Genomic DNA, 23,946 nt, shown 5'->3' on the forward strand with positions numbered 1-23,946 from the left:
ATTGTATAGTTGAATATGTTAAGTTTAACTTGTAACAAAAAGTTACACACGGCGCAAAGTATTTCGCTTATCGCGCGGATTTGTAATCCGTGTCTTTAAGCAAAAACAGCCTCTTTACAAATGTAAGGAGGCTGTTTTATAAAAAGAATACTTTTTAAACAACTTTTGCTGCGCAAAGTTTGCAACTTTGAATAACAACATTAAAACTAACAACAGAATACAAATAAATTTATATTTTAATAAATTTTTTAATTGCAGTACCTTTAACTGTTTGTAAATGCAAGATATAAGAACCACTAGAAAGGTTTGCTACGTTGATTTGTAATTCTACTTTATGATTATAATTCTGGGTGCTAAGTAACTTACCTGTATTATTGTAAATTTTAATTTGGTTAATAATTAAATTTTCGTTGTTAGTAATATTAATGTATTCTTTGGCAGGGTTGGGAAATATGTTAAATTTTGTAGCTAATTGTTCGTTTATACTTAATGAAATAATATTAGATGGTACAACTTTTAACCCTGTTAATTTAATATTATCAATTTTATAATCCAAGTACTGAATATTGCTAATTGTGTAACCATTGGTATATAATTCTAATTTAAAGGGTTTAAAATCATTTATAAGATTAGTTGATGAACTTTTACTTAAAAAATCGCCTGCTTTTACAATGTTAAAATAAGGAATATCAATATATATTTTTTTATTGTCATAATCTAAATAAACTATTAGTGTAACCCAGTTGTTTTCAAATAATGGTGCATCCCATGCGTCTTTTCCAAAATTAATTGGAACGGTGGTGTTAGTTCCGTCATAAAATCTTGCATGAAAAAAAGAAGCTTGATAATAAAGTTTATGATAAAATTCGAATATTCGTTCGTTATTTTTATCATAAATAATAAAATTATTAAAAGGAGTCGCGCCGTTACTACCAAGCATATAATGTTGTGAACCGGTGTAATAGTCCATTTCAAACTTAATTACATTATTTCCAATAGCGCGTTGATTTATTAAAATATCTAAATCATTTCTAAAAACGGATGAGTTATCATTTTTTTGAGTGTTTACAGTAAGTACTTTGCCTTTAAATGGCTCGGTAGTAATGTTAAATAAATTATTTGATGGATTGTTATAGCCTATTGAAAACCAATTTCCTTGCCCTGCAATTGTGCCGGTAGGGTCGGTTCCTAAATTGCCTAAATTGTAATTTTCAAAATCAATATTTAAAAGTGGTTGTGCATTGCATAAAATTGTAAACATTACACATTTTATAGCAAAAAGTATTTTTCTTTTCATAAATTTTTATGTTTATATAAAAATACAAAAAAATGGCTTTGTTTTTGTGTAAGTGATGATTAACAAACAATTTTAACTTACAAATAATGAAAAATATAATTACTTTACTGTTACTTTTAAGCTTTTCTCAATCGTTTTCGCAGTACATGGAATCGTCTACAAGAAGATTTATAGATGATACCCAGTTTATATTAATTTCAAAAGATTGGAATACAACTGCCGAGTTTTATTCTGGTATAGGCGAATACATTAAGTTTTTTCCTATTGAAGTAACCAATTTAAAATCGAATGTTAAAGAAAAAGGTTTGCAATTAGACATGCATATTACACAACCCGATGTTTACAAAACCGCTTGGGTAGGTTTAGATGAAATTGACGAGTTTGTTTATTTTTTAGAAACAAATGTGGTTCCAAATTTAGATGTAACTTTTAAAAAACAATCGGCTGAATATATTTTTAAAGCTAAAGAAATGTCTTTTTCTTTTTTGATTGATGAAAAACGTAAACGTGTATCTGTAACTTTAAATAATTACGACGAAATAGGTTTGCCTAATTATTATTTTTGGACCGAAACGCAAGTAAATAAAATACCCGAATTATTAGCTGTATTAAAAAAGATAAAATAAAAATAATTTATCCTTTTAAAGCTTTTTTATAAGTATTTAAGGCTTTTTCGCGGGCTTGTTCATGAATTACAATGGGCTTTGCCAAAGTTTTTTCATAATTTGGATTCCATTTTTTAATATACAGCAAATCTTTATCAAATTTAACGGTTTGCGCAGTAGGATTAAAAATTCTAAAATAAGGCGCGGCATCGCATCCGCAACCTGCAGCCCATTGCCAATTGCCGTTGTTTGCAGCTAAATCGTAATCGTTTAATTTTTGGGCAAAATAAGCTTCGCCCCATCGCCAATCAATTAATAAATGTTTGCATAAAAAACTAGCTACAATCATACGTACTCTATTGTGCATAAACCCTGTTTTATTTAGTTGGTTCATTCCTGCATCAACAATTGGGTAGCCTGTTTCGGCATTGCACCAGCGTTTAAAATGGGTTTCGTTATTGCTCCATTCAATCGCATCGTATTGGGGTTTAAAAGCTTTTGTAACTACACGTGGAAAATGAAACAGAATTTGCATAAAAAATTCGCGCCAAATAAGTTCAGATAACCATACATTGTTGTGTTTTAATGCAAAAGCTACACATTTACGAATGCTAATGGTGCCAAAACGCAGTGCAATGCCTAATTGCGTAGTGTGCTGTTTGGCAGGAAAATCGCGAAATTCATCGTAATTTTTAATAATTTCAATGTTTAATTCGGGTGTAGTATATAAAATATCGGTTTTGGTAAAACCAATTTTGTTTAAAGGAATTATAGCGCCTTTTTGTTTTATAAAATTTTGGCTGTTTATTTTATAGGGTTGAATATCTTGGGTACTTAATTTAGCGCGCCATTGCTTTGCATACGGAGTATAAACGGTATAAGGGGTGCCATTGCTTTTAGTAATTTCGGCTTGTTCAAAAATAACTTGATCTTTGTAATGATAAAAAGCAACTTGTTGCGAGGCTAAAAAAGCCGCTACATTTGCATCTCTTGCTATGGCTTGTGGTTCATAATCGCGGTTACAAAAAACAGCTTCAACGTTGTAATTTTTTAGTATTTCGGTAAAAGCGTTTATTGGTTTGGTATAAAAAGTTTGTACACCCGAATTTATTTTTGCTAAGTTTTCATTAATTGCTGTTAAGGCTTGGTGAATGTAATCTACCCTTCGGTCTGTTTTGTTTTCTAATTTATTTAGAATTTCAGTATCAAAAATAAAAATAGGCAAAACAGGTAAGTTATAAGCCAAAGCAGCTGCAAGTGCGGCATTATCTGTTAATCTTAAATCGCGTCGAAACCAAAAAACACATATTTTACTTTTCATTTAACAACGGATTTTTTTTGTTGTGTTCAACCCAAATAAGCTTGGTAGTGTTATAACCTATTTCTTTTGCTTTTTGTAAAAAAGATGTTTTAATGTGCTCTGGAATTGTTTTTTCACGCGATAAAATCCATAAATAATCTAAATCTTTGCCAGCAATTAAGGCGTATTTATAGTTGTCGTCAATAGCTACTACATTATAACCAGCGTAAAATGGTTTAAAAAAACTTACTTTAAGTGCCGCTACGTTTTTGTTTAATCTAAATTTAGCAATGCCGGTAGATGACTTCCATTTGTTTTCAACTACATTAAATCCGCTGTTAAAAACAATAATGTTTCCGTTTTTATCAAGCGTATAATTAGCGCTTACATTGTTTAAGTTTTTTTCAAAAATGTAATCAAAACGGGCAATTTCATACCAAGTACCTAAGTATTTGTTGGCATTAAAATTTTGTACAGGTTCTGCATTTTTTGGTTTAGAACTACAAGCTGCAATTAAAATTAAGCTAAAAAGTAAGGTTATTTTAAATAGGATATTTCTTATTTTCATGATTTATTTATTTTGGAATTTTTTAAAAAAGTAAACAACTAATAAAAACTGTGCATAACCGTAAAACATATCTTCAATAGGAATTGTAAGCATACGAATGCCTAAAAATTCTGCAGGATTGTAATTAACAATTGCTTGCTGTAAACCGGTACCTGTTAATACACCATTTACACCAAAAAAGCCAGGTAGTAAAATAATATAGGTTAAGGTAGCGCGACCAATCCAATCTGTTTTTACAAAAAAATGTAGATAAATAAGTGTGCAAATTACAGCAACTGCAGTTACTAGTGTGTACATTTTTGTAGGATGCAATAAACCAACAACTGCACATAAAATAATGATTATAAACACAATTAGATTGTTAAAAGCGCTAGCTGCTTGCCACTTAAAAAATTTTTCTAAACAATAATAGGTAAATACGCACGAAAATGGAATACAGAAAAAAAACATCCATTCTTCAATTGGTAAGCCTGCAAGTGATGCGCCGGTTGTATAATTGGTATTAAACCACCATACTCCATGTGCGGTAAACCAAATGTCCCATGCAATAAATGGGATTGCAACAATAGTAGCGGCTTTTATAAAAGCACCAAATTGTTTGTGAAATTGTAAGCGTTTATCAAACGATGCAATAAAACATACAATTACAGTAAAAAACAAAACTATTAAGTAAGTATAAGGCTGTAACATTAGTTTTTATTAAAATACATTTTAAAATATTTAACGGGTACCCATAAAAAACCAAAACATTCACCATATTCTTTTACAGTGTGTTTATGATGTTGTTTGTGTGCCCTGCGTATAGCTAATAAATACGGGTTTTGGGTGTTTTTTAATACTTTTACACGTTGATGTATAAAAATATCGTGCACAAAAAAATATGCCATACCATAAAGGGTAATTCCTAACCCTATGTAAAAAAGATAATTAAAATTTGCAGCCGCACCGTAATACATTAAAGCAATGGCAGGGGTTGCAAATATTACAAAAAACCAGTCGTTGCGTTCAAAAGCACCGTTATTGCTATGATCGTGATGATCGCGGTGTAAAATCCATAAAAAACCATGCATTACATATTTATGAATAAGCCACGTAGCCCCTTCCATAAGTAAAAACACAGTTAAAACAATTAGTAAATTCATATTTTATTTATTGAATAGACTGTTAAGTATTTTAAATCGATAATTAAAAATGTGTTCTAATTTTTTTTGAACAAACATCTTATGAGCAATGGTACCTAAAAAACCTAGGGGTAGTTCATACGTTACGGTATCGTGCATTAAAACGCCTTGGCTGTTTGGTATAAACTCATGTAAATGATTCCAATATTTATAGGGCCCTTTTTGTTGAAAATCGGTAAAGCTTTTACCTTCATCTACTTGTGTAATAATCGTTGTCCACTTAACGGGTAAGTTAAGTAAAGGTGTTATCGTATAATCTATTTGTAAACCTTCAAAAATGGGTTGATCGCTAACTTGCGAAATCACTTTAAAATTCATTTCCTTAGGTGTTATTTTGGATAGATTTTTTGGCGATGAAAAAAAATTCCAAGCCGTATCAATATCACAATATAACTGCTGACTTCGTTTAAGGGTATAGCGCATAATACGTAAGAATTACAGAATTTTATTGATAAGTTGCTGTAAAGTAACTGATGAAATTGCGTTTTTGTTTTTTAAAATAAACGCTTTATCAGTAGCAATGTTTTGGTCGTAGTTTAAAAAAAACGGTGCGTTTTGCTGAATAGTTAATCTTAAAAAACGAATTTCTACATTATTTGGCTCATTTTTTACAGCTTTTTCTAAATTTTGTTTGCCTTTGTTAAATGTTTTAAGTTTAGTAGCCGGACTAAACACATGTTTTGCCCAAATTGCTTGTAATGCACCTAAATAGGCCAAATGTACATTGCTTGTTGTGTTTTTTTCTAACTTTTCAATTAACATTTGGCACGTTTTTTTATTGCTTGTTGCTTGTTCAAAATTTTTACGAACAAACTCTAAATCAACCGAAAACGAATTTTGTACAGTGCTGGGTAACATACAAATAACAGCAATTGGCAACATTATTTTCATAAGAACGACATTTTATATTGCAAATAACTACTCATTGCAACACTAAATTTTTGAGTGTTAGGAACACGCACACGTTCATTTAAAATGCGTTCGGCAGTGCTTTGCTTTATCTTGTTAAACAAACACAAATAGTATTTGTATGCTAGATACACACCAAATTTTGATGATGCAGGCAACATTTTTATTCCTATTAATGCCTCTTTAAATTCTAAAGCAATTTCGTTTTCAATTTGGGTTTTAATCGAATTATTAAACACATTCATTTCTATATTAGGAAAGTAAGTTCTTCCTAAAATTTGATAATCGTCTTTTAAATCTCTTAAAAAATTTACTTTTTGGAAAGCCGAACCTAACTTCATGGCGTAAGGTTTTAATTTATCATACACCTCTTGTTTGCCTTCTGTAAATACTTTTAAGCACATTAAACCAACTACTTCTGCCGATCCTAAAATATATTCTTGATACAAATCAGAATTGTAATCAATCTTATTTAAATCCATTTCCATGCTGTGCAAAAATTGATTAATTAGGCTGCGATCGATATTGTATTTGTTTACAGCCATTTGGAACGATTGCAACACAGGGTTTATTGAAATACCTTCGTCTAACGCTTGAAAAGTTTGTTCGGTTAAACGTTTAAGTAAAATTTCTTTATTATAATCGTGAAAACTATCTACAATTTCATCGGCCAAACGTACAAACCCGTAAATACCATAGATTGCCGGGCGAATAGAAGGTTGTAAGGCTAAAATACCCAACGAAAAACTTGTGCTGTATTTTTTAGTAACATCTTTACTAACTTGCTGCGATAATTCATCAAATAGCTTTTTCATTATTTAACAATTTTTAGGTTAGATTGTTTTTTAAACTGTTTAATGGCTTCTAATGCCACAATTTTTCCAGAAATTATAGATGGCGGAACGCCAGGACCAGGAACTGTAAGTTGCCCAGTATAAAATAAATTTTTTATATGTTTGTTTTGTATGCTTGGTTTTAAAACTGCGGTTTGGTTAAGTGTGTTTGCAAGACCGTATGCATTGCCTTTGTATGCGTTATAATCGGCAATAAAGTTGCTTACACAATAACTTTGTTTATAGTCTATATTACTCAGTAAATTTTGTGTGCCAGTATGCTTTTCTAAGCGCGTAATCATTTCTTTAAAATAGTGTTCACGTGTTGGTTCATCGTCTTTTAAACCAGTTGCTAAAGGCATTAATAAAAAAACATTTTCATGCCCTTTTGGCGCCACGCTACTATCTGTTTTTGATGGACAACAAGCGTAAAATAAAGGTTCGTTAGGCCAGTTTTTATCTTTATAAATACTGTTTATGTGCTTGTTTAAATCGTTTTCAAAGAAAAGGGTATGGTGTTTTAAGTTTTTAATTTCGCAATTAAATCCTAAATAATAGATTAAGCACGATGGTGCAAATGTTTTATTTTCCCAATATTTTTCAGAATAATTTCGATTTTCAGCTTCTAACAAACTTTCAACATGGTGGTAATCGGCCGATGCAATGATGGAGTCAAATGCAAAAGTTTCGTTGTTTGTTTCAAGTGCAACAGCTTTGTTGTTTTTAGTGATTATTTTTTGAACGTTTTGATTGAAATGGAAAATAACGCCTTGTTTTTCGGCAACTTTTTGCATTGCCAAAATAATTTGATAGAACCCACCCATTGGGTACCATGTTCCTAACGCGTATCCGCCATAATTCATTAAACTATATAAGGCAGGTATTTTATTGGGTGATGCACCTAAAAAAATAACAGGAAATTCCATTAACGCTTGTAATTTAGGATGCTTAAAGTACTTTTTTACATACGTACGAAAATTGCTTAACAAATTTAGTTTTAAGGCACTTAATGCAATTTTTGGAGATGCAAATTCTAACCAACTATGGCATGGTTTGTTTACAAATTCTTGCATGCCAACTTGGTATTTATATTTGGCAGCTTTCATAAAAGCGTCTAACTTTTCACCAGCTTCTGGTTCTAATTCCTCGAATAATAGTTTTAAGTCTGAGTAGTTTTTAGGAATGGTTAAACTACCTTCTTTAAAAATCATTTCAAATTGCGGATTTAAACTTACAAGTTCGTAAAAGTCATTGGTTGAATAGTAAAAATCGTTAAAAAAACGTTCTATAATATCGGGCATCCAGTACCAACTTGGCCCCATATCAAACGTATACCCATTAGTAGTTGTAAATTGGCGTGCCCTGCCACCAGGTTGCGAATGTTTTTCAAAAACATGTACTTCATAGCCTTCTTTTGCCGCGTACGCAGCTGCCGATAAACCTGAAAATCCTGAACCTATAATAGCTATTTTTTTTGACATCTTAGTTTTTTTTAAGCTGTTATAAACTTTTCGGTTACGCGTTCAAGCAATTCATCGTTACCGTAATTTTGTAAAAAAATAGGGTTGTGAAATTGTTCTAACTTGTTTAGTAAGCGTATTAACTCTAGTTTTTCATGATGACTTAAAGTTCCTGTAACAATATATGTTGCGGTGCGTATTTTATGCATTTCATTTGCTAAAACTTCTTTGCCGCTAGGTGTAATTTCAATTATTTTACTTCGTTTATCGGTATCCGATTTTTTTTGGTCAATCCAACCTTTATCAATTAGCCTGTTAATAATTTGCATGCCTGTAGGTTTATCTTGAACATTCTTTTTTATTAACTGCATTTTGCTCATAGCACCTAAGGCATTTAGGTTAATTAAATAAACAAAATCTTCTTGCGATGTAAATTCTGTTTTATGAATAACTGCTTTAGAATACGTTTTGGCATACCTATTTAAATGCACAATTAAAGTACTTATTACACTTTCGGGGCTTCGGCCGTTTTCTTTGCCTTCCCATTCTACAACAGGTAGGTTATGTGTACAATAAGTATCGCACAACCACTGTTTAAATCCTTCTATATTATTACAATAATTACAATTATCCTTTGTGTTTTTTTCAAACACTTCGGTTAAATCTATTAAGTCTTTAATTAACAAGTTATTCATAATAAGTATTTTTATAGACTAAATTTAAAACTTTTTTAGAATGTAAAAATACTAAAAAAAGACATAAGTAAGCTTATGTCTTTAAAAAATGTGTATTAAAATAAAAATATTTTAGTATGAAGTTGTTTTTGAGGTGATTAACTCTTCAATTGCATTCCAAAGCGCAATTCTTTTCTCTAACGCTTTTTTAGCAATTTCGGTTACATCTAACCATTTATCAGCATTGTTTTCGCATAAAAATTCAATCATTTCAAAAGCCATAGGGCCGTGTTCATCGGCATCTAACTCAATGTGTCGTTCAAAATAATAAATAAGGTCGGTTAAATCAGTTTCGGGAAAACGTACTTTAAAGTTTTTTAAAATTTCGGTAAACATATTAGGTATTAAATCTTCGCGACCAAAAGTGAAGGCAGCGGCAATTTCATGTGCTTTTCCGTTTTCAATTACTTTAAAAGTAAAGTTTAAAAATTCTTTTACAGCAGGGTGTAACTCACTTTTTTCAATGGCGTTAAAAATAGTAGTTTGTTGTACTTTATTTAAAAAAAGGTTCAGTTGTTCTGTACTTGTGCCACTTTTTACCATGGCTTCAACGTACATTTCAAAATGACTTAAGCGTTTGCCTGTTAATGTAATATCAGATTCTTCGGCTAAAACAATTTCGTTTATTAAATAGCGAACTTCGGCATTTGGTGAGGCAAACCATGGTGTAGTGGTGCATGTTAATTGCATTTGTAATGCTTTTAAAAGCGACATAAAATCCCAAACTGCATACACATGTGTTTGCATAAATAGCTGCAAATCTTTAATAGTGGTAATTTTTTGATATAATGAATGATTTATTAGTTGATTTTTTAAAGGTTGAATGGCTTGGTTAACGGTTTTAATTGAGTTCATGTTAGATTATTTTTTTCAAAATTAAATACCCAATTGATATAAATTAATCAGTATTTAAATTTTAACATAAACTTTACTTTAAGTGTTTAAGGAATAAAAGAGTTTTTATTTGATTTTTGGTACGTATCAAATCCAATTTTTTTTATTGGTATATTTACAAAGTTTCAATACAAAATTTATAAAAAATAGTAAATATGCGTTGGTCGTTAAAACAAGATTGTGATATACAGGCTGTTCATCAACTTAAAAAAACTTTAAATGTTACTACATTAATAGCAACTTTATTGGTGCAACGCGGTGTAAAAAACTATAACGATGCAAAAAAGTTCTTTCGTCCACAACTTGCCGATTTGTACGATCCGTATTTAATGAAAGACATGCAAAAAGCTGTTAAGCGTATTGAAAATGCTATTGAAAATAAAGAACGAATTTTAGTTTTTGGCGATTACGACGTTGATGGAACCACAGCTGTATCGTTAATGTCGGCCTATTTAAAAAGTTTTTATAAAGATGTTGATACGTATATACCCGATAGATATTTAGAAGGTTACGGAATATCAACCCAAGGCATAGAATATGCGCATGATAATGAAATCACGCTAATTATAGCATTAGATTGCGGTATTAAATCGATAGATAAAATTGAATATGCCAACCAAAAAGGTATTGATTTTATAATTTGCGATCACCATTTGCCAGGCGATGAAATACCAAATGCTGTTGCCGTTTTAGACCCGAAACAAACCGATTGCAACTACCCTTTTAAAGAACTTTGTGGTTGTGGTGTAGGTTTTAAATTGATACAAGCTTTAGCGGCTAACAAAGGTGAAACTATAGAAGATTTAATACCTTACTTAGATTTAGTTGCAACTGCTATAGCTGCCGATATTGTGCCTATTGTTGATGAAAACCGAATTTTGGCATTTTATGGTTTACAAGTAATTAACCAAAATCCACGCCCAGGCATTTTAGCCATGAAAAAGCAATTTGCTATTTCAGAATTTACAATTACCGATGTAGTTTTTAAAATTGCTCCACGTATTAATGCGGCGGGCAGAATTAAACACGGTAATTATGCCGTTAAATTATTAACTGAATTTAATTTCAATGAAGCAATAGAATGCGCTAAAGAAATTGATACTTTTAACCAAGAACGCAGAGTTTTTGATCAGCAAATTACACAAGAAGCCCTTCAGCAAATTATTGATAATAAAGAAGAAAATAATTTCTCATCGGTTGTGTATAACAACAATTGGCATAAAGGTGTAATTGGTATTGTTGCATCGCGTTTAATTGAAACATATTACCGCCCAACGTTGGTTTTTACAAAAAGTGGAGATTATTTAGCAGCATCAGCAAGGTCGGTAAAAGGTTTTGATGTGTATCAAGCACTTGAAAAATGTAGTGAACATATCATTCAATTTGGTGGTCACATGTACGCTGCAGGCTTAACCATTCACCCTTCGGCTTACCAAAATTTTAAACAAAAATTTGAAGAAGTGGTGAAAGAAAGCATTACAACGGAACAAAAAACCGAAGAAATTGAAATTGATGCCGTTGTAAATTTTGATGAATTTGATAAAAAAACACTACGCATTTTAAAACAATTTGAACCACATGGCCCAGGGAATATGACTCCGGTTTTTTTTACACCTCATGCTTTTGATACTGGCAATGCACAAACTCTTGGTAAAGAAAATGAACATTTACGCATGTTTGTTAAGCAAAATCAATCACAAGCTTTTCAGGCAATTGCTTTTAATAAAGGCGAAATGCTTAACAAAATAAAAAATTTAAAACCTTTTAATTTGGTGTATTCGTTAACTGAAAATCAATGGAAAGATAAAGTGTTTGTGCAATTACACGTAAAAGACATTAAAACCATTTAAAACTTTGGCTTTTTATTATAAAATTATTGCATAATTTTGCAGCTGCAAATTTATAAACTTTAAATACAAATTTATCTATGAGAGTAGCTGTAGTTGGCGCAACCGGTATGGTTGGCGAAGTAATGCTAAATGTTTTAGCAGAACGTAATTTTCCTGTAACAGAATTAATTCCGGTAGCATCAGAAAAATCGGTTGGAAAAGAAATAGCTTTTAAGGATAAGAAGTATAAGGTGGTGAATTTGCAAACAGCCGTTGAAATGAAACCCGATGTGGCTTTATTTTCGGCAGGGGGTGAAACATCTTTAGAATGGGCTCCAAAATTTGCCGAAGTAGGTACTACGGTTGTTGATAATTCATCGGCTTGGCGTATGGATCCTACTAAAAAATTAATCGTTCCTGAAATTAACGCAAACGAATTAACAATAAACGATAAAATTATTGCGAACCCAAACTGTTCAACCATTCAATTAGTAATGGCGTTGGCACCTTTGCATAAACAATATAAAATTAAACGTGTAATTGTTTCAACGTATCAGTCAATTACTGGTACAGGGGTAAAAGCAGTGCAACAGTTAGAAAACGAATACAAAGGCGAAAAAGGCGAAATGGCTTATCATTACCAAATTCACCGTAATGCTATTCCTCATTGCGATAGTTTTTTAGATAACGGCTATACAAAAGAGGAAATGAAATTAACTAACGAAACCAAAAAAATAATGGGTGACGATAGTATTAAAGTTACGGCTACAGCTGTGCGTATTCCTGTTGTTGGTGGGCATAGTGAAGCTGTGAATATTGAATTTGAAAACGATTTTGATTTAAATACCGTTCGCGCAATTTTACAAAATACACCAGGTATAATGGTTCAAGATAATAATGATACGAATACCTACCCAATGCCGTTGTACGCACAAAATAAAAACGAGGTTTTTGTTGGAAGAATTCGTAGAGATGAAAGTCAAGAAAACACTTTAAACATGTGGATTGTAGCTGATAATTTAAGAAAAGGAGCTGCAACCAATACCATACAAATTGCTGAATATTTGTTAGAAAACAAATTAATAGGTTAAAATATGTTAATATAAATGTATAAAAACTCTTGATTCTTCAAGAGTTTTTTATATTTGTATCGGCTATGAAATCAAAAAAGCAAATAGTGTCGTTGTTTTTTAGTTTGAGTGTTGTATTAACATTCATGCTGCAATCGGTGCATGTTTATACCCATTTGATTTCTGATTTTTTAAGTGAAGAAGCGCATCATGCTAACAAAGCAAAAATGGTAAATCATCACACAGATGATTGTCAAATTTGCCACTTTACTATTAGTCCTTTTACAACAGTTACACCAGATGTAATTGTGTTTTATTCTACCACTACTTATCCAAAATTGAATGTAAAACAGCAAACAAATTATGTTGATGTTTCGTTTGATTTTATTACACTTCGCGGTCCACCTTTTTTTGTTTAATCCGTAAGAATTATCTATGAATCAATTGTTATGGTGTTTTTCCAAATGTAATTCGCAATATAAATAAGTTTTTCACAAGTTTATATAAACATATTGGCGGAAAAAGTTTGTTAAAATATTTTATAATTGTTCATAAAATATAAATCAAATCATAATTATTTTTAAACATTAAAATTTCACAAAATGCGTTTATTAATAACGGTTATTTTGTGTGTATTGGGTTATGGTGTATATGCACAACATACTATAAAAGGTGTTGTTACCAATTCATATGGCGAACCAATTATTGATAGTCATGTAGATTTAAGTAGTATTTGTGTAGATACAGATGCATTGGGTAGTTTTAAATTCACCAATTTAAAAAGTGGTATTTACACCTTAAAAGTAAATGCAAATGGTTTTGGGGTGTATCAAGAAAATATCCAACTAAAAGGTTCACTTCAATTAAATATTATTTTAACCGATGAGGAAACTTTAGAAACCATTGTTATACACACTGCTAATCAAAAAGTGTATAATCAGCAAAAAGTTTCCCAGCAATACATACAAAATAATTACAACAGTAGTTTAGCAAAAACATTAGCAAATGTAGTAGGTTTAGATGCTGTTACTGTAGGTACACAAACTGCAAAACCTATGATGCGTGGATTAGGATTTACCCGTTTAGCTGTTACCGAAAACGGTATTAAACAAGAAGGACAACAATGGGGTGCCGATCACGGTTTAGAAATTGATGCACTTACAACAGAAAGTGTAGAAATTATTAAAGGTGTTGGTACCATTACACATGGGTCTGATGCAATTGCAGGTGTAATTGAGGTAAATAACGAAACCATACCAACAGAGGGGTTTAAAGCGCAATATTTTACAACCGCACAAAGTGTAAACAAATCATGGGCAAATGCGCTTAATTCGTCTTATAAAAATGGAAATCATTTTTATAAATTTAAAACAACATATACCACTTTTGCCGATTTTAAAGTGCCAGTAAATGAAATTGTTTATTTAGGAACTAAAATTCCACTCACTAATGGCAATATGACAAATACGGCCGGTAACGAAGCGTCTGTTTACGGGCAATGGGGTTTTGTGGGCGATGATTTTCAAAGTGTATTAAGTGTAAGTCAATTTAAAAATAAATCGGGCTTTTTTGCTGGGGCGCATGGTATTCCATCTATAAGCGATGCCAAACCAGACGGAAATATGCGAAATATTGGTATGCCTTATCAACAAGTAAATCATACCAAAATAACCTATCATGCCAAATGGTTAAATCCACACAGTATTTGGGACTTTAAGTTTGGTTTTCAACGCAATCATAGACAAGAATACAGCTTTTTTCACTCGCATTACGCAAATCAAAATCCGCCCGAAATAAACCCTAATTTAGAGTTAGATTTTAAATTGAATACGCTAAACACCCAACTAACGTATAAAAAAGATTGGTTGGTTGATCATACTACTGTTTTGGGCGTTCAAACTCAATATCAAAATAACGATATAAGTGGTTACAGCTATTTAATGCCTAATTTTAATCGCTTAAATGTAGGTGTTTTTGGAAAACATAATTGGGATTTTACTACAAATTGGAAATTAGAACTTGGGTTAAGATACGATAATGCTACTTTAAATGTTTTAGGTTTTTTTGACACCATTTTGTTTGATTATTTAGTAGAAAAAGGTGTTGATTACAATCTTGCAAAGCAAAATGCACAACGTGCGGTTCCGCTTTCAAAAGATTTTTCACAGGGTAATGTTGCCTTAGGGATATCGCACCAAATTACCGAAGATTTAGAAAGTACTTTTACTGTAGCTTCTAATTTTAGATTTCCAACAGCAATGGAGTTAAGTTCAAACGGAATTCACCATGGTGCATTTAGGCATGAACAAGGCAACCCTAATTTAAATGTAGAAAAAGGTTGGGCCTTTGATTTTAGTCAGCACTATCATAAAAATAAATTTAAAATAAATACAAGCACGTATTTGTATTATTTTACAAATTACATTTTTTTAAAACCAACAGGTACTTTTTCTATTTTACCACATGGCGGACAAATGTATCGTTATGAACAATCAAAAGCGCTATTAACAGGAATAGAGGTTGATGCTAAATATCAATTTAATAATATCGACACACAGTTTCAAATAGCTTATTTGTACAACCAGCAAATAAATCAAAATGGGGTAAATTATCCATTGCCTTTTACAACGCCTATAAATGGACAGTTTAGCTTGCAATATCGTTTCAATAAATATTTGTTTTTTGAAGAAAATGTATTGCAATTAAATACAAAAGCAGCTTTACAACAAAAACGTATAGCCCAAAACGAAGCCGTTACACCAGGTTATACCCTTGTTAATGTTCAAGCAGGTACGGTTTTACATTTTAAAAAATTTAATCCACAAATTCGTTTACAAGTAAACAATGTTTTTAACAAAGTTTACTATCATCACAACAGTTTTTACAGGGCTTTGGATATTCCAGAGTTTGGTAGAAACATTCAATTATTTATAACAATTCCTATTCAATAAATTACATTCATCATGAAAAAAATAATAAAATTAAGTTATGCGTTTATTGGTTTACTAATTATTTCTTCTTGTACATCAGACGATGTTATTGATACAACCAAGCCTGTTATTGAAATTGTATCGCCTACTAATGACGAAGCTTTTGCGCCAGAATCGATTTTAAATGTAGATGCAAATTTAAGCGATAACGTAGGCTTAGCAAGTTACAAAATTGAAGTGCACCCTGCCGAAGATGGACATGAGCACAAGGCAAACCAATTTACTACCGAAGATTTTGAATATACTTTTGTAGGTGAATCGCTAAATAATGCAGCAACTTATAAAATAAAGCATTCAATAAATATACCTACAAATGTTACACAAGAACATTACCATGTGGGTATAACTGTTATTGATACGAATGGAAACCAAAACCAACAATTTGTTGAGGTTTTTTTAGGGGTTAAAGATACTCATTAATACAGAAAGGCGTTTTAATAAAAGCGCCTTTCTTTCTTTATTTACATAATATTATTAAAAAATATTCGTTTATATTTGAAGAAAAATTAAGTAAACTATGAAATTTTTAACGCAATTAAGTCTTTTGTTTTTAATAGCAACTGGTTTGGTTTTTACAGGATGTACTAAAGAAGATCCTGATACAACTGGGCCAACAATTGAAATTACCAACATACCTGATAATAAAGAATTTAAATTTGGTGAAGATTTATTAATGAATTTTGAATTTACAGACCAAACAGGTGTGTATGAATATGCCTACGAAATTTATGCTAAAAATTTTGTGCCTAATAGTTTTGTAGTAAACCAGCGATTGATTGATTTAAATGGATATTTTACCAAAATTCAACAAAAAGAAACTGTTATTTTACCAGCCAAATCAGAATCTGAAAATTACTTCGAAGGTGATTATGTTATTGAAGTAAAAGCATCAGACATTAACCAACGTGTTTCAACATATTACAAGCCAATACGTATTGTTTACCCTGTAACCGAAGAGTAGTTTTATGAAAAAAATAGTTCTTTTTGTAAGTTTAGCAATTGCAGCAATTACGGTATCGTGTAAAAACGATGACGATTTGGTAAAAACAGTTCAATTGCCCAAAAGCATTACAAGTACAAATACAAACTTAGCGTTTAGTTACAGTAATACTGGTCAATTAATAAAAATTGAAAATACATTATCGGCAGGTCAATCAAATGAAATGCTTTTTACGTACGATACAACTGGTAAACTAACAAAATATGTAAGTGTTAATACGCAGCCAGGTGTTGTTTTAACAGAAACTTTTTTGGTTAGTTATCCCTTTGAAAATCAAGTGAAAGTTACTAACGAAGCTAATGATTATACATTGATTAATTTAAATGAGAATGGTCAGGCCGTATCGTTAGTAAAATCAAATAAAACCACCACATTTTTATACGATACAAACGGAAATTTAGTTAAAAACGAAAACGAAAATAACACAATCACTGCTAATTTTAATACATACAAGGGTGTTTTTAGTGGGGTTACTTCACCAAAATGGGTGTTGCTTTTAACAGCGTATAATCTTCATAATTTTGCCGTAAATAACCCCGTAACGGTTACCAATGTTACTGTTGAAAATAACGTTACAACCACTAGTTCTGAAACGTACTCATATCCTATTGAACATATTGTTAACGAATATCCAACCAAAATTTCGGTTAATTATTCGGTAAACGGTATGTCAAATAATTATGTTTATACCGTTCATTATTAGAAGGTTAAAAGGATATTTTCTTGTTTTTGTAAAAAACACATTTATATTTGTAATAAATTTAGAAAATAATTTATTATGAAAAAATTAGTAGCAGTAACATTGCTAATCTTTGGATTTGCAGTTACATCATGTACTGACGACGACGCTCAACAGCCAACGCCAGCTTCGGGAACATATCTTCCGTCAAAAATTTATGGAGATGATGGAGAAATAACTTTTAAATACGACGATAAAAACAGACTTATCGAAGTTAAAGAAAGTGAAGGAGATTATACTTTTACAAAAACGTTTACTTACACGGGTGAACAATTAACAGCCGCAAAATTTAGTGAAGTTTCTCAACAAGAGGTGTTTGACTATCTTTATACGTTTACCTACCAAAGCAACAAAGTTATTAGTTCGTACTACGACAGCCGTTTTCCTGAAACGGTTTATACAGATGAGGTAGTGATTGATGCTAAAGGAAACGTTGTTTTTTTATGGGATAATAACTATTTTACAAATGCTGCGGGTAATATTAGTAAAATATCTAATTCTTTAGAAGAAACTTTGTTTGAATACGATTCTAAAAACGGAATTTTTAAAAACGTTAAAACACCACAATGGGCATTAGTATATTTAACAGATGATTTTTCTTTAAATATTGCAAATAATTGTATAAAAGAAGATTATACTTATTTCGAAACGAATGAAAATGAAGTGTTTAATCGTGTTTATGAGTATAATGCCGATCAATATCCAGTAAAAATTTCATTCCCAAGTGAAGATTATGATTTGGTAGTAGAATATATTAAAAAATAAAACGAATCTAATAAAAACAAAACTTGCCCAATTCGGCAAGTTTTTTTATTTTGCATCAACTCAAACAACAAAGCATGAAAAAATTAATACGTTCAATTAGTATCGCTTCCTTGTTTATAACATTAAGCATAAACGCTCAAAATACTGAAATGAATTATCCGCAAACCGAAAAGAAAGAGGTTATAGACACCTATTTTTCTACCAAAATATCAGATCCTTACCGTTGGTTAGAAGACGATCGTTCGGCCGAAACAGCCGCTTGGGTAACCGCTCAAAATAATCTTACTTTTACTTATTTAGATCGAATTCCGTATCGCGATCAATTAAAAAAGCAACTAACAGAAAAATGGAACTATGAAAAAATTGGTGCACCATTTGTAGAAGGTGATTTTACGTATTATTATAAAAACAATGGATTACAAAATCAATCTATTTTGTACAGAAAAGATGCAACAGGTAAAGAAGAGGTTTTCTTAGACCCAAATACCTTTTCAACCGATGGAACCACATCATTAGCCGATGTTTCATTTACAGAAGACGGTAGTTTGGTTGCCTATGCAATTTCTGAAGGCGGCAGCGATTGGCGAAAAATTATCGTTTTAAATGCAAAAGACAAATCGGTTGTTGGCGATACCTTGGTCGATGTGAAATTTTCTGGTATTGCTTGGTATAAAAACGAAGGTTTTTATTATTCAAGTTACGACAAACCAACAGGTTCAGAACTTTCGGCTAAAACAGATCAGCACAAATTATATTACCACAAGTTAGGAACACCACAAAGTGCCGATAAAGTGGTATTTGGCGAAAAATACATTCGTCGTTATGTAAGCGGGTATGTAACCAACGATCAAAAATATTTGGTGGTAACCGCTGCAAATGCAACATCAGGTAACGAATTGTATATTCAAGATTTAACAAAGCCAAACAGTCAAATACAAACTGTAGTTACAGGTTTTGCCAATGATTATGCTATAGTAGATTCTAAGGACGGAAATATTTACATTGAGACCAACTTAAACGCACCCAATAAAAAATTAATGGTTGTAAAAGCTGCAACAATAATTAATAAAGATACTTGGGAAGAACTTATTTTAGAATCAGATAACGTACTAGATTTATCAAAGGCAGGTGGCTATTTTTTTGCACACTATATGAAAGATGCTGTTTCGGTTGTAGAACAATTTGATTATTCAGGTAAGTTTATTCGTAAAATTCAGTTACCTGGTTTAGGTACAGCAAGTGGTTTTAGCGATAAAAAAAATGCAAAAGAAGTATATTATTCATTTACCAATTACATAACGCCAGGTACAATTTATAAAATGAATATCGCTTCAGGAAAATCAGAAGTGTTTCAACAACCAAAAGTAAATTTTAACTCAAGTAATTACGAATCTAAACAAGTTTTTTATACTTCTAAAGATGGTACTAAAGTGCCAATGATGATAACTTATAAAAAAGGGACCGAATTAAACGGTAACAACCCAACCATGCTTTATGCTTATGGTGGTTTCAATATTTCGTTAACACCAAGTTTTAGTGTTGCAAATGCTGTTTGGTTAGAAAACGGCGGTGTGTATGCCGTAGCTAATTTACGTGGTGGTGGTGAATATGGTAAAAAATGGCACAATGCCGGTACTAAATTACAAAAGCAAAATGTTTTTGACGATTTTATTGCAGCTGCCGAATATTTAATTAATGAAAAATATACATCGAGCGAAAAATTAGCTATTCGCGGTGGATCAAACGGTGGATTATTAGTTGGTGCAACCATGACCCAACGACCAGATTTAATGAAAGTAGCTTTACCAGCTGTTGGTGTGTTAGATATGTTGCGTTACCATACATTTACGGCCGGTGCAGGTTGGGCGTACGATTACGGAACAGCCGAAGATTCTAATGAAATGTTTCAGTATTTAAAAGGATACTCTCCAGTACACAATGTAAAAGCAGGCGTTTCGTACCCAGCAACTATGATTACTACTGGCGATCACGACGATCGTGTGGTACCTGCGCATAGTTTTAAATTTGCTGCCGAATTGCAAGACAAAAATGCGGGTAACAACCCAATGTTAATTCGTATTGATGTAAATGCAGGGCACGGTGCAGGAAAATCAGTACAACAAACCATTAACGAAAATGCCGATATACAAGCGTTCACGCTTTGGAATATGGGAGTTAAAGAATTATAGTTTACACAAATGTGCCCCTATGAACTTGATTAACTACGTTCTATTCGCAAACTCGGGTCAGAGTCGCATTTTAAGAAAAAAATCCATCGTTTAACGCGATGGATTTTTGTTATTTAGTAGGTTTGTCGCCGTTAGCCAGCGAAAATTTCACCGATTTTTTAGGATATTGTTCAACACTCATTGCACTTGGGTTGTTAATTAGTTTTTTAATGCTGATTTTATCGCCCAACTTAAAATTAGCTTCGGTAAGTTTATAATCTAACAAATAAGGTCCGCAAAAGTAATTTCCTTTATCGTCTTTTTCTATAATGCCTTGGTATAAACCTTCTTTCGTTTCTTTTCCCATCACGTTTTAATTAAGTTGCAAAGATACAGAGTATTTTTAGTAAAATTACATTCTAAATACAAGTAAGTTGTTGTAACAAAATCAATATTTGTTATGATAAATTTAAGGAAACATTTTTACATTAAAATAAATCTTTCCCTAATTTTATAAAATCAAACATAAACAAATAAAAAATGGCAACAAAAGCGTATGCAGCCTTTAATGCGGTAGATCCGTTAGGGCCACACACTATAGAACGTAGAAATTTAAACGCAAAAGATGTATTTATTAAAATAGCTTATTGCGGTGTTTGTCACAGCGATTTACATACCGCAAAGTCCGATTGGGGACCAGCAAATTACCCAGCAGTTCCTGGGCACGAAATTGTAGGAACAGTTGAAGCTATTGGTGCTGAAGTTACTAAATTTAAAGTAGGCGATATTGTGGGGGTAGGCTGTATGGTAGAATCGTGCCAACATTGCCATTCGTGCGATGAAGGTTTAGAGCAGTATTGTGAGAATGGTTTTACAGGAACCTACAATTCTAAAAACTCAAAATACGGTGGCATTACTTACGGCGGTTATTCAGAAAACATTGTGGTTGAAGAAGGTTTTGTATTAAACATACCAACCAATTTACCTTTAGAAAACGTAGCGCCTTTATTGTGTGCGGGTATTACAACTTGGTCGCCATTGCGCCATTGGAATGTGAAAAAAGGCGATAAAGTAGGCGTTGTTGGTTTAGGTGGTTTGGGTCATATGGGTGTTAAATTTGCCAAAGCAATGGGCGCACATGTGGTAATGATAACTACATCGGCAAGTAAAGGCGAAGACGCTATGAAATTAGGAGCCGATGAGGTGTTGATTTCGAAAGATGCCGAACAAATGAAAAAACATGCCTATAGTTTTGATTTTCTATTGAATACCATTCCGGTGGCACATGATGTAAATCCGTACTTGTTGTTGTTAAAACTAGATAAAACCATGTGCATGGTTGGTGCTATTGAACCTTTTCCAATTCATGGCGGAGTGTTGATTAACAAACGCAGAAACATTGCTGGGTCGTTAATCGGTGGAATTAAAGAAACCCAAGAAATGCTTGATTTTTGTGGCGAACACGGTGTTGTTTCTGATGTTGAAGTAATTAAAATGAACGAAATTAACGAAGCTTATGTGCGCATGCAACAGTCTGATGTGAAGTACCGATTTGTAATTGATATGAAAACGTTGTAAACAAACAATAATAACATGTTTTTGTTCGTTATTGCTTTAAAATAAGATGATTATAAAAAAATCAGTAATAAACATTTTGGCATTGGCTTCGGTACTTACAACAACAGGTTTTTTGTTAGATGGCGATGCTAAAGACCCAAGTGTATTAACACGTATTACAGAATATGTAGCAATGCTAACCATTATTTTTGTCATTTTATCCGGATTTTATTTCGGGGTAAAAGCAATAACAAAACGATTACAAATTGTAAAATAAACAAAGAGGCTATCTGAAAAGATAGCCTCTTTGTCATTTCATACTTGATGCGAAATTGCATGCTTTTGATTTATAAAGTATTATTAAAAGCTAACCTGAACTTGTGTATTGAACGTAGTTAATCAAGTACAGCTTGATAAGTAGATACTTTTCGGACAGCCACTTTGTTAAAATTTCAAAACTTACGATAAGTTTGATAAATCGCTTTCGGGTTCTAATTCAACAGCCGGCTGATTCTGACAAAATAATCGAGCAGACAAAGCGCCTTTCAACGTTATTTTTGACCCGTGAACTTCCAGCCAACTGCCTTCGCGTAAGCCCAAAACGGGTTGCGTATTAAAGCAATGAAATTCATTTATACGTGTTTCGCGTGTTTCACCCATGTGCGTAGAACCTTCAATAGGATCTAAATAATGAGGGTTTATATTGAACGGAACCATTCCTAATGTTTTAAAACTTGGCGGATACACTATAGGCATATCATTTGTAGTTTCCATAGTTAACCCCGTAATATTACTACCTGCCGAACAACCCAAATAAGGCGTGCCGTTTAGTAATGTTTCTTTTAAAGTAGATAGTAAATTGTTGGCATATAACTGTTTTACCAACAAAAAAGTATTGCCCCCTCCCGTAAAAATTGCTTGTGCATTTACAACAGCTTCAACAGGATTTTCAAAAGTATGTAGCCCTACTACTTTTTTATCAATTTTTGCAAAAGCTTGGGCAACTTTTGCAGTGTAATCGTTGTGCGAAATGCCACTTGGACGTGCATACGGTATAAATAAAATGGTATTTGCGTTTTTAAAATGATTTTTTAAAACGGGCAATAAATATTCTAAATATCCCAAACCGTGTAAGGTTGATGTACTTGCTATGATTAAATTTTTCATAAAAATTTTTAAAATAAACAACAAACTTATTTATTTAACATATGTTTACCAAAATGCTTTTTATGTTTTAACATTTTTACTAATATTTTTGTTTAAATTAATATAATATTGTTTTAACAATCAATAGTTTTGTAAAATGAATAAAAAACTACCTTACCTATTAATTTGTTTATTAACCTTGTTAGTAAGCGCTACAACTATTGCACAAACTAAAACGGTTTTGGGTAAAGTAGTTGCAAAAACACGCGATTTAGAAGGGATATTTGTAAAAAATACAACTATTAATAAATCAACCTATACACAAAAAGGTGGGTATTTTACTATTGAAGCCAACCCAAATGATACACTTATTTTTTCGGCGGTACATTTAATAGGCCGTGATAAAGTTTTAACCAAAGCCGATATGAACAAATCGTTGGTTTTTGTTCCCATGGAATTTTTTGAAAATGTTTTAGACGAAGTGGTAATAGACCGTAAAGTAAATTCTGAAACTTTAGGTTTTGGAAAAGTAAAAAGATACACGCCTGCTCAGCGCAATTTACACCGTGCAACTTCATCGGGCGGAGGTATTTTACCTGTTGATGCCATTGTGAATGCCATTTCAGGAAGAACAAAAATGCTTAAAAAAGCAGTTGAATTAGAAGCAGAACAACAATTAGTACTACAAATTTTAAATAAATTCCCCGAAGAGTATTATACAAACAAATTAAAAATACCTGTGCAATACCATATGGCGTTTGGTTATTTTATGCTGCAAGACCCAAATATACTTACATCTTTTCAAAACGTACACACCGAACAATTAGGTTTAATGTATGCCGAAAAAGCTACCGAATTTTTAGAAATAGTTAAGGTGTTAAAATAATTGTTTTGTGTAACT

26 protein-coding genes are annotated in these 23,946 nt (G+C 32.0%); 13 read left to right on the forward strand and 13 right to left on the reverse strand.

Annotated elements, in window-relative coordinates; genetic code table 11:
* Positions 1–229: 229 nt before the first annotated feature.
* Positions 230–1,297, reverse strand: a complete 1,068-nt coding sequence (locus tag P3875_RS10325; RefSeq protein WP_303443886.1) for a T9SS type A sorting domain-containing protein — start codon at positions 1,295–1,297, stop codon at positions 230–232.
* 86 nt (positions 1,298–1,383) lie between these two features.
* On the opposite strand from P3875_RS10325, the gene P3875_RS10330 reads away from it, so the two are divergent.
* Positions 1,384–1,923, forward strand: coding sequence for a hypothetical protein (locus P3875_RS10330; protein ID WP_303443887.1), 540 nt, complete (start codon positions 1,384–1,386; stop codon positions 1,921–1,923).
* 7 nt (positions 1,924–1,930) lie between these two features.
* Here P3875_RS10330 and P3875_RS10335 read toward each other — a convergent pair whose 3' ends face one another.
* From P3875_RS10335 to P3875_RS10380, 10 genes are all read right to left on the reverse strand, one after another.
* On the reverse strand, positions 1,931–3,223 hold the full coding sequence (locus tag P3875_RS10335) for a cryptochrome/photolyase family protein (RefSeq protein WP_303443888.1): 1,293 nt from the start codon (positions 3,221–3,223) through the stop codon (positions 1,931–1,933).
* Entirely contained in the window at positions 3,213–3,770 is a 558-nt protein-coding gene (locus tag P3875_RS10340; protein ID WP_303443889.1) for a lipocalin family protein, read from the reverse strand. The genes P3875_RS10335 and P3875_RS10340 overlap by 11 nt, the downstream gene beginning before the upstream one ends.
* A gap of 3 nt (positions 3,771–3,773) precedes the next feature.
* Positions 3,774–4,460: a lycopene cyclase domain-containing protein gene (locus tag P3875_RS10345; RefSeq protein WP_303443890.1), complete on the reverse strand. Its 687-nt coding sequence runs from the start codon at positions 4,458–4,460 to the stop codon at positions 3,774–3,776.
* Positions 4,460–4,912, reverse strand: coding sequence for a sterol desaturase family protein (locus tag P3875_RS10350; RefSeq protein ID WP_303443891.1), 453 nt, complete (start codon positions 4,910–4,912; stop codon positions 4,460–4,462). The genes P3875_RS10345 and P3875_RS10350 overlap by 1 nt, the downstream gene beginning before the upstream one ends.
* A gap of 3 nt (positions 4,913–4,915) precedes the next feature.
* Positions 4,916–5,269, reverse strand: a complete 354-nt coding sequence (locus tag P3875_RS10355) for an SRPBCC family protein (RefSeq protein ID WP_317622825.1) — start codon at positions 5,267–5,269, stop codon at positions 4,916–4,918.
* Positions 5,270–5,386: 117 nt separating this feature from the next.
* Positions 5,387–5,842 carry a hypothetical protein gene (locus P3875_RS10360; RefSeq protein WP_303443893.1) on the reverse strand — a complete coding sequence of 152 codons (456 nt, stop codon included), beginning with the start codon at positions 5,840–5,842 and terminating at the stop codon, positions 5,387–5,389.
* Complete coding sequence (locus P3875_RS10365) at positions 5,839–6,675, reverse strand: phytoene/squalene synthase family protein (protein WP_303443894.1); 837 nt, start codon at positions 6,673–6,675, stop codon at positions 5,839–5,841. The genes P3875_RS10360 and P3875_RS10365 overlap by 4 nt, the downstream gene beginning before the upstream one ends.
* Positions 6,675–8,174, reverse strand: coding sequence for a phytoene desaturase family protein (locus P3875_RS10370; protein WP_303443895.1), 1,500 nt, complete (start codon positions 8,172–8,174; stop codon positions 6,675–6,677). The genes P3875_RS10365 and P3875_RS10370 overlap by 1 nt, the downstream gene beginning before the upstream one ends.
* A gap of 11 nt (positions 8,175–8,185) precedes the next feature.
* Positions 8,186–8,848: a MarR family winged helix-turn-helix transcriptional regulator gene (locus tag P3875_RS10375; RefSeq protein WP_303443896.1), complete on the reverse strand. Its 663-nt coding sequence runs from the start codon at positions 8,846–8,848 to the stop codon at positions 8,186–8,188.
* Positions 8,849–8,959: 111 nt separating this feature from the next.
* Positions 8,960–9,742, reverse strand: coding sequence for a DUF3050 domain-containing protein (locus tag P3875_RS10380; protein ID WP_303443897.1), 783 nt, complete (start codon positions 9,740–9,742; stop codon positions 8,960–8,962).
* A gap of 194 nt (positions 9,743–9,936) precedes the next feature.
* Between P3875_RS10380 and recJ the strand changes: the two genes are divergently transcribed.
* The 9 genes from recJ (at position 9,937) to P3875_RS10425 (ending at position 20,363) form a co-directional block, all read left to right on the forward strand.
* Positions 9,937–11,631: a single-stranded-DNA-specific exonuclease RecJ gene (gene recJ, locus P3875_RS10385; protein ID WP_303443898.1), complete on the forward strand. Its 1,695-nt coding sequence runs from the start codon at positions 9,937–9,939 to the stop codon at positions 11,629–11,631.
* Between the two features lie 77 nt (positions 11,632–11,708).
* The gene (locus P3875_RS10390) at positions 11,709–12,701 is read left to right on the forward strand and encodes an aspartate-semialdehyde dehydrogenase (RefSeq protein WP_303443899.1); all 993 of its coding nucleotides are present in this window, start codon (positions 11,709–11,711) and stop codon (positions 12,699–12,701) included.
* 65 nt (positions 12,702–12,766) lie between these two features.
* Positions 12,767–13,099 carry a hypothetical protein gene (locus P3875_RS10395; protein WP_303443900.1) on the forward strand — a complete coding sequence of 111 codons (333 nt, stop codon included), beginning with the start codon at positions 12,767–12,769 and terminating at the stop codon, positions 13,097–13,099.
* 183 nt (positions 13,100–13,282) lie between these two features.
* Positions 13,283–15,631 carry a TonB-dependent receptor gene (locus P3875_RS10400; RefSeq protein WP_303443901.1) on the forward strand — a complete coding sequence of 783 codons (2,349 nt, stop codon included), beginning with the start codon at positions 13,283–13,285 and terminating at the stop codon, positions 15,629–15,631.
* 12 nt (positions 15,632–15,643) lie between these two features.
* Positions 15,644–16,090: a DUF4625 domain-containing protein gene (locus P3875_RS10405; RefSeq protein ID WP_303443902.1), complete on the forward strand. Its 447-nt coding sequence runs from the start codon at positions 15,644–15,646 to the stop codon at positions 16,088–16,090.
* 97 nt (positions 16,091–16,187) lie between these two features.
* Entirely contained in the window at positions 16,188–16,631 is a 444-nt protein-coding gene (locus P3875_RS10410) for a hypothetical protein (RefSeq protein WP_303443903.1), read from the forward strand.
* A 4-nt stretch (positions 16,632–16,635) separates the two neighbouring features.
* Positions 16,636–17,373 carry a hypothetical protein gene (locus P3875_RS10415; protein WP_303443904.1) on the forward strand — a complete coding sequence of 246 codons (738 nt, stop codon included), beginning with the start codon at positions 16,636–16,638 and terminating at the stop codon, positions 17,371–17,373.
* A 75-nt stretch (positions 17,374–17,448) separates the two neighbouring features.
* Complete coding sequence (locus tag P3875_RS10420; protein WP_303443905.1) at positions 17,449–18,174, forward strand: hypothetical protein; 726 nt, start codon at positions 17,449–17,451, stop codon at positions 18,172–18,174.
* A 74-nt stretch (positions 18,175–18,248) separates the two neighbouring features.
* Positions 18,249–20,363 (forward strand): prolyl oligopeptidase family serine peptidase, encoded by a 2,115-nt coding sequence (locus P3875_RS10425; RefSeq protein WP_303443906.1) that lies wholly within the window; start codon positions 18,249–18,251, stop codon positions 20,361–20,363.
* Between the two features lie 109 nt (positions 20,364–20,472).
* On the opposite strand, the gene P3875_RS10430 is transcribed toward P3875_RS10425, so the two are convergent.
* A complete protein-coding gene (locus P3875_RS10430) occupies positions 20,473–20,709 on the reverse strand; it encodes a hypothetical protein (protein ID WP_303443907.1) in 237 nt (78 codons plus the stop codon).
* Positions 20,710–20,882: 173 nt separating this feature from the next.
* On the opposite strand from P3875_RS10430, the gene P3875_RS10435 reads away from it, so the two are divergent.
* Both P3875_RS10435 and P3875_RS10440 read left to right on the forward strand, forming a co-directional pair.
* Positions 20,883–21,920 carry an NAD(P)-dependent alcohol dehydrogenase gene (locus P3875_RS10435; RefSeq protein WP_303443908.1) on the forward strand — a complete coding sequence of 346 codons (1,038 nt, stop codon included), beginning with the start codon at positions 20,883–20,885 and terminating at the stop codon, positions 21,918–21,920.
* Between the two features lie 46 nt (positions 21,921–21,966).
* On the forward strand, positions 21,967–22,176 hold the full coding sequence (locus P3875_RS10440; protein ID WP_303443909.1) for a hypothetical protein: 210 nt from the start codon (positions 21,967–21,969) through the stop codon (positions 22,174–22,176).
* 182 nt (positions 22,177–22,358) lie between these two features.
* On the opposite strand, the gene pepE is transcribed toward P3875_RS10440, so the two are convergent.
* Positions 22,359–23,066, reverse strand: a complete 708-nt coding sequence (pepE, locus tag P3875_RS10445; RefSeq protein ID WP_303443910.1) for a dipeptidase PepE — start codon at positions 23,064–23,066, stop codon at positions 22,359–22,361.
* Positions 23,067–23,202: 136 nt separating this feature from the next.
* Here pepE and P3875_RS10450 point away from each other — a divergent pair, with 136 nt between their 5' ends.
* Positions 23,203–23,931: a hypothetical protein gene (locus P3875_RS10450; RefSeq protein ID WP_303443911.1), complete on the forward strand. Its 729-nt coding sequence runs from the start codon at positions 23,203–23,205 to the stop codon at positions 23,929–23,931.
* Positions 23,932–23,946: the final 15 nt, after the last annotated feature.

The organism is Myroides sp. JBRI-B21084, assembly GCF_030545015.1.
GTDB lineage: Bacteria > Bacteroidota > Bacteroidia > Flavobacteriales > Flavobacteriaceae > Flavobacterium.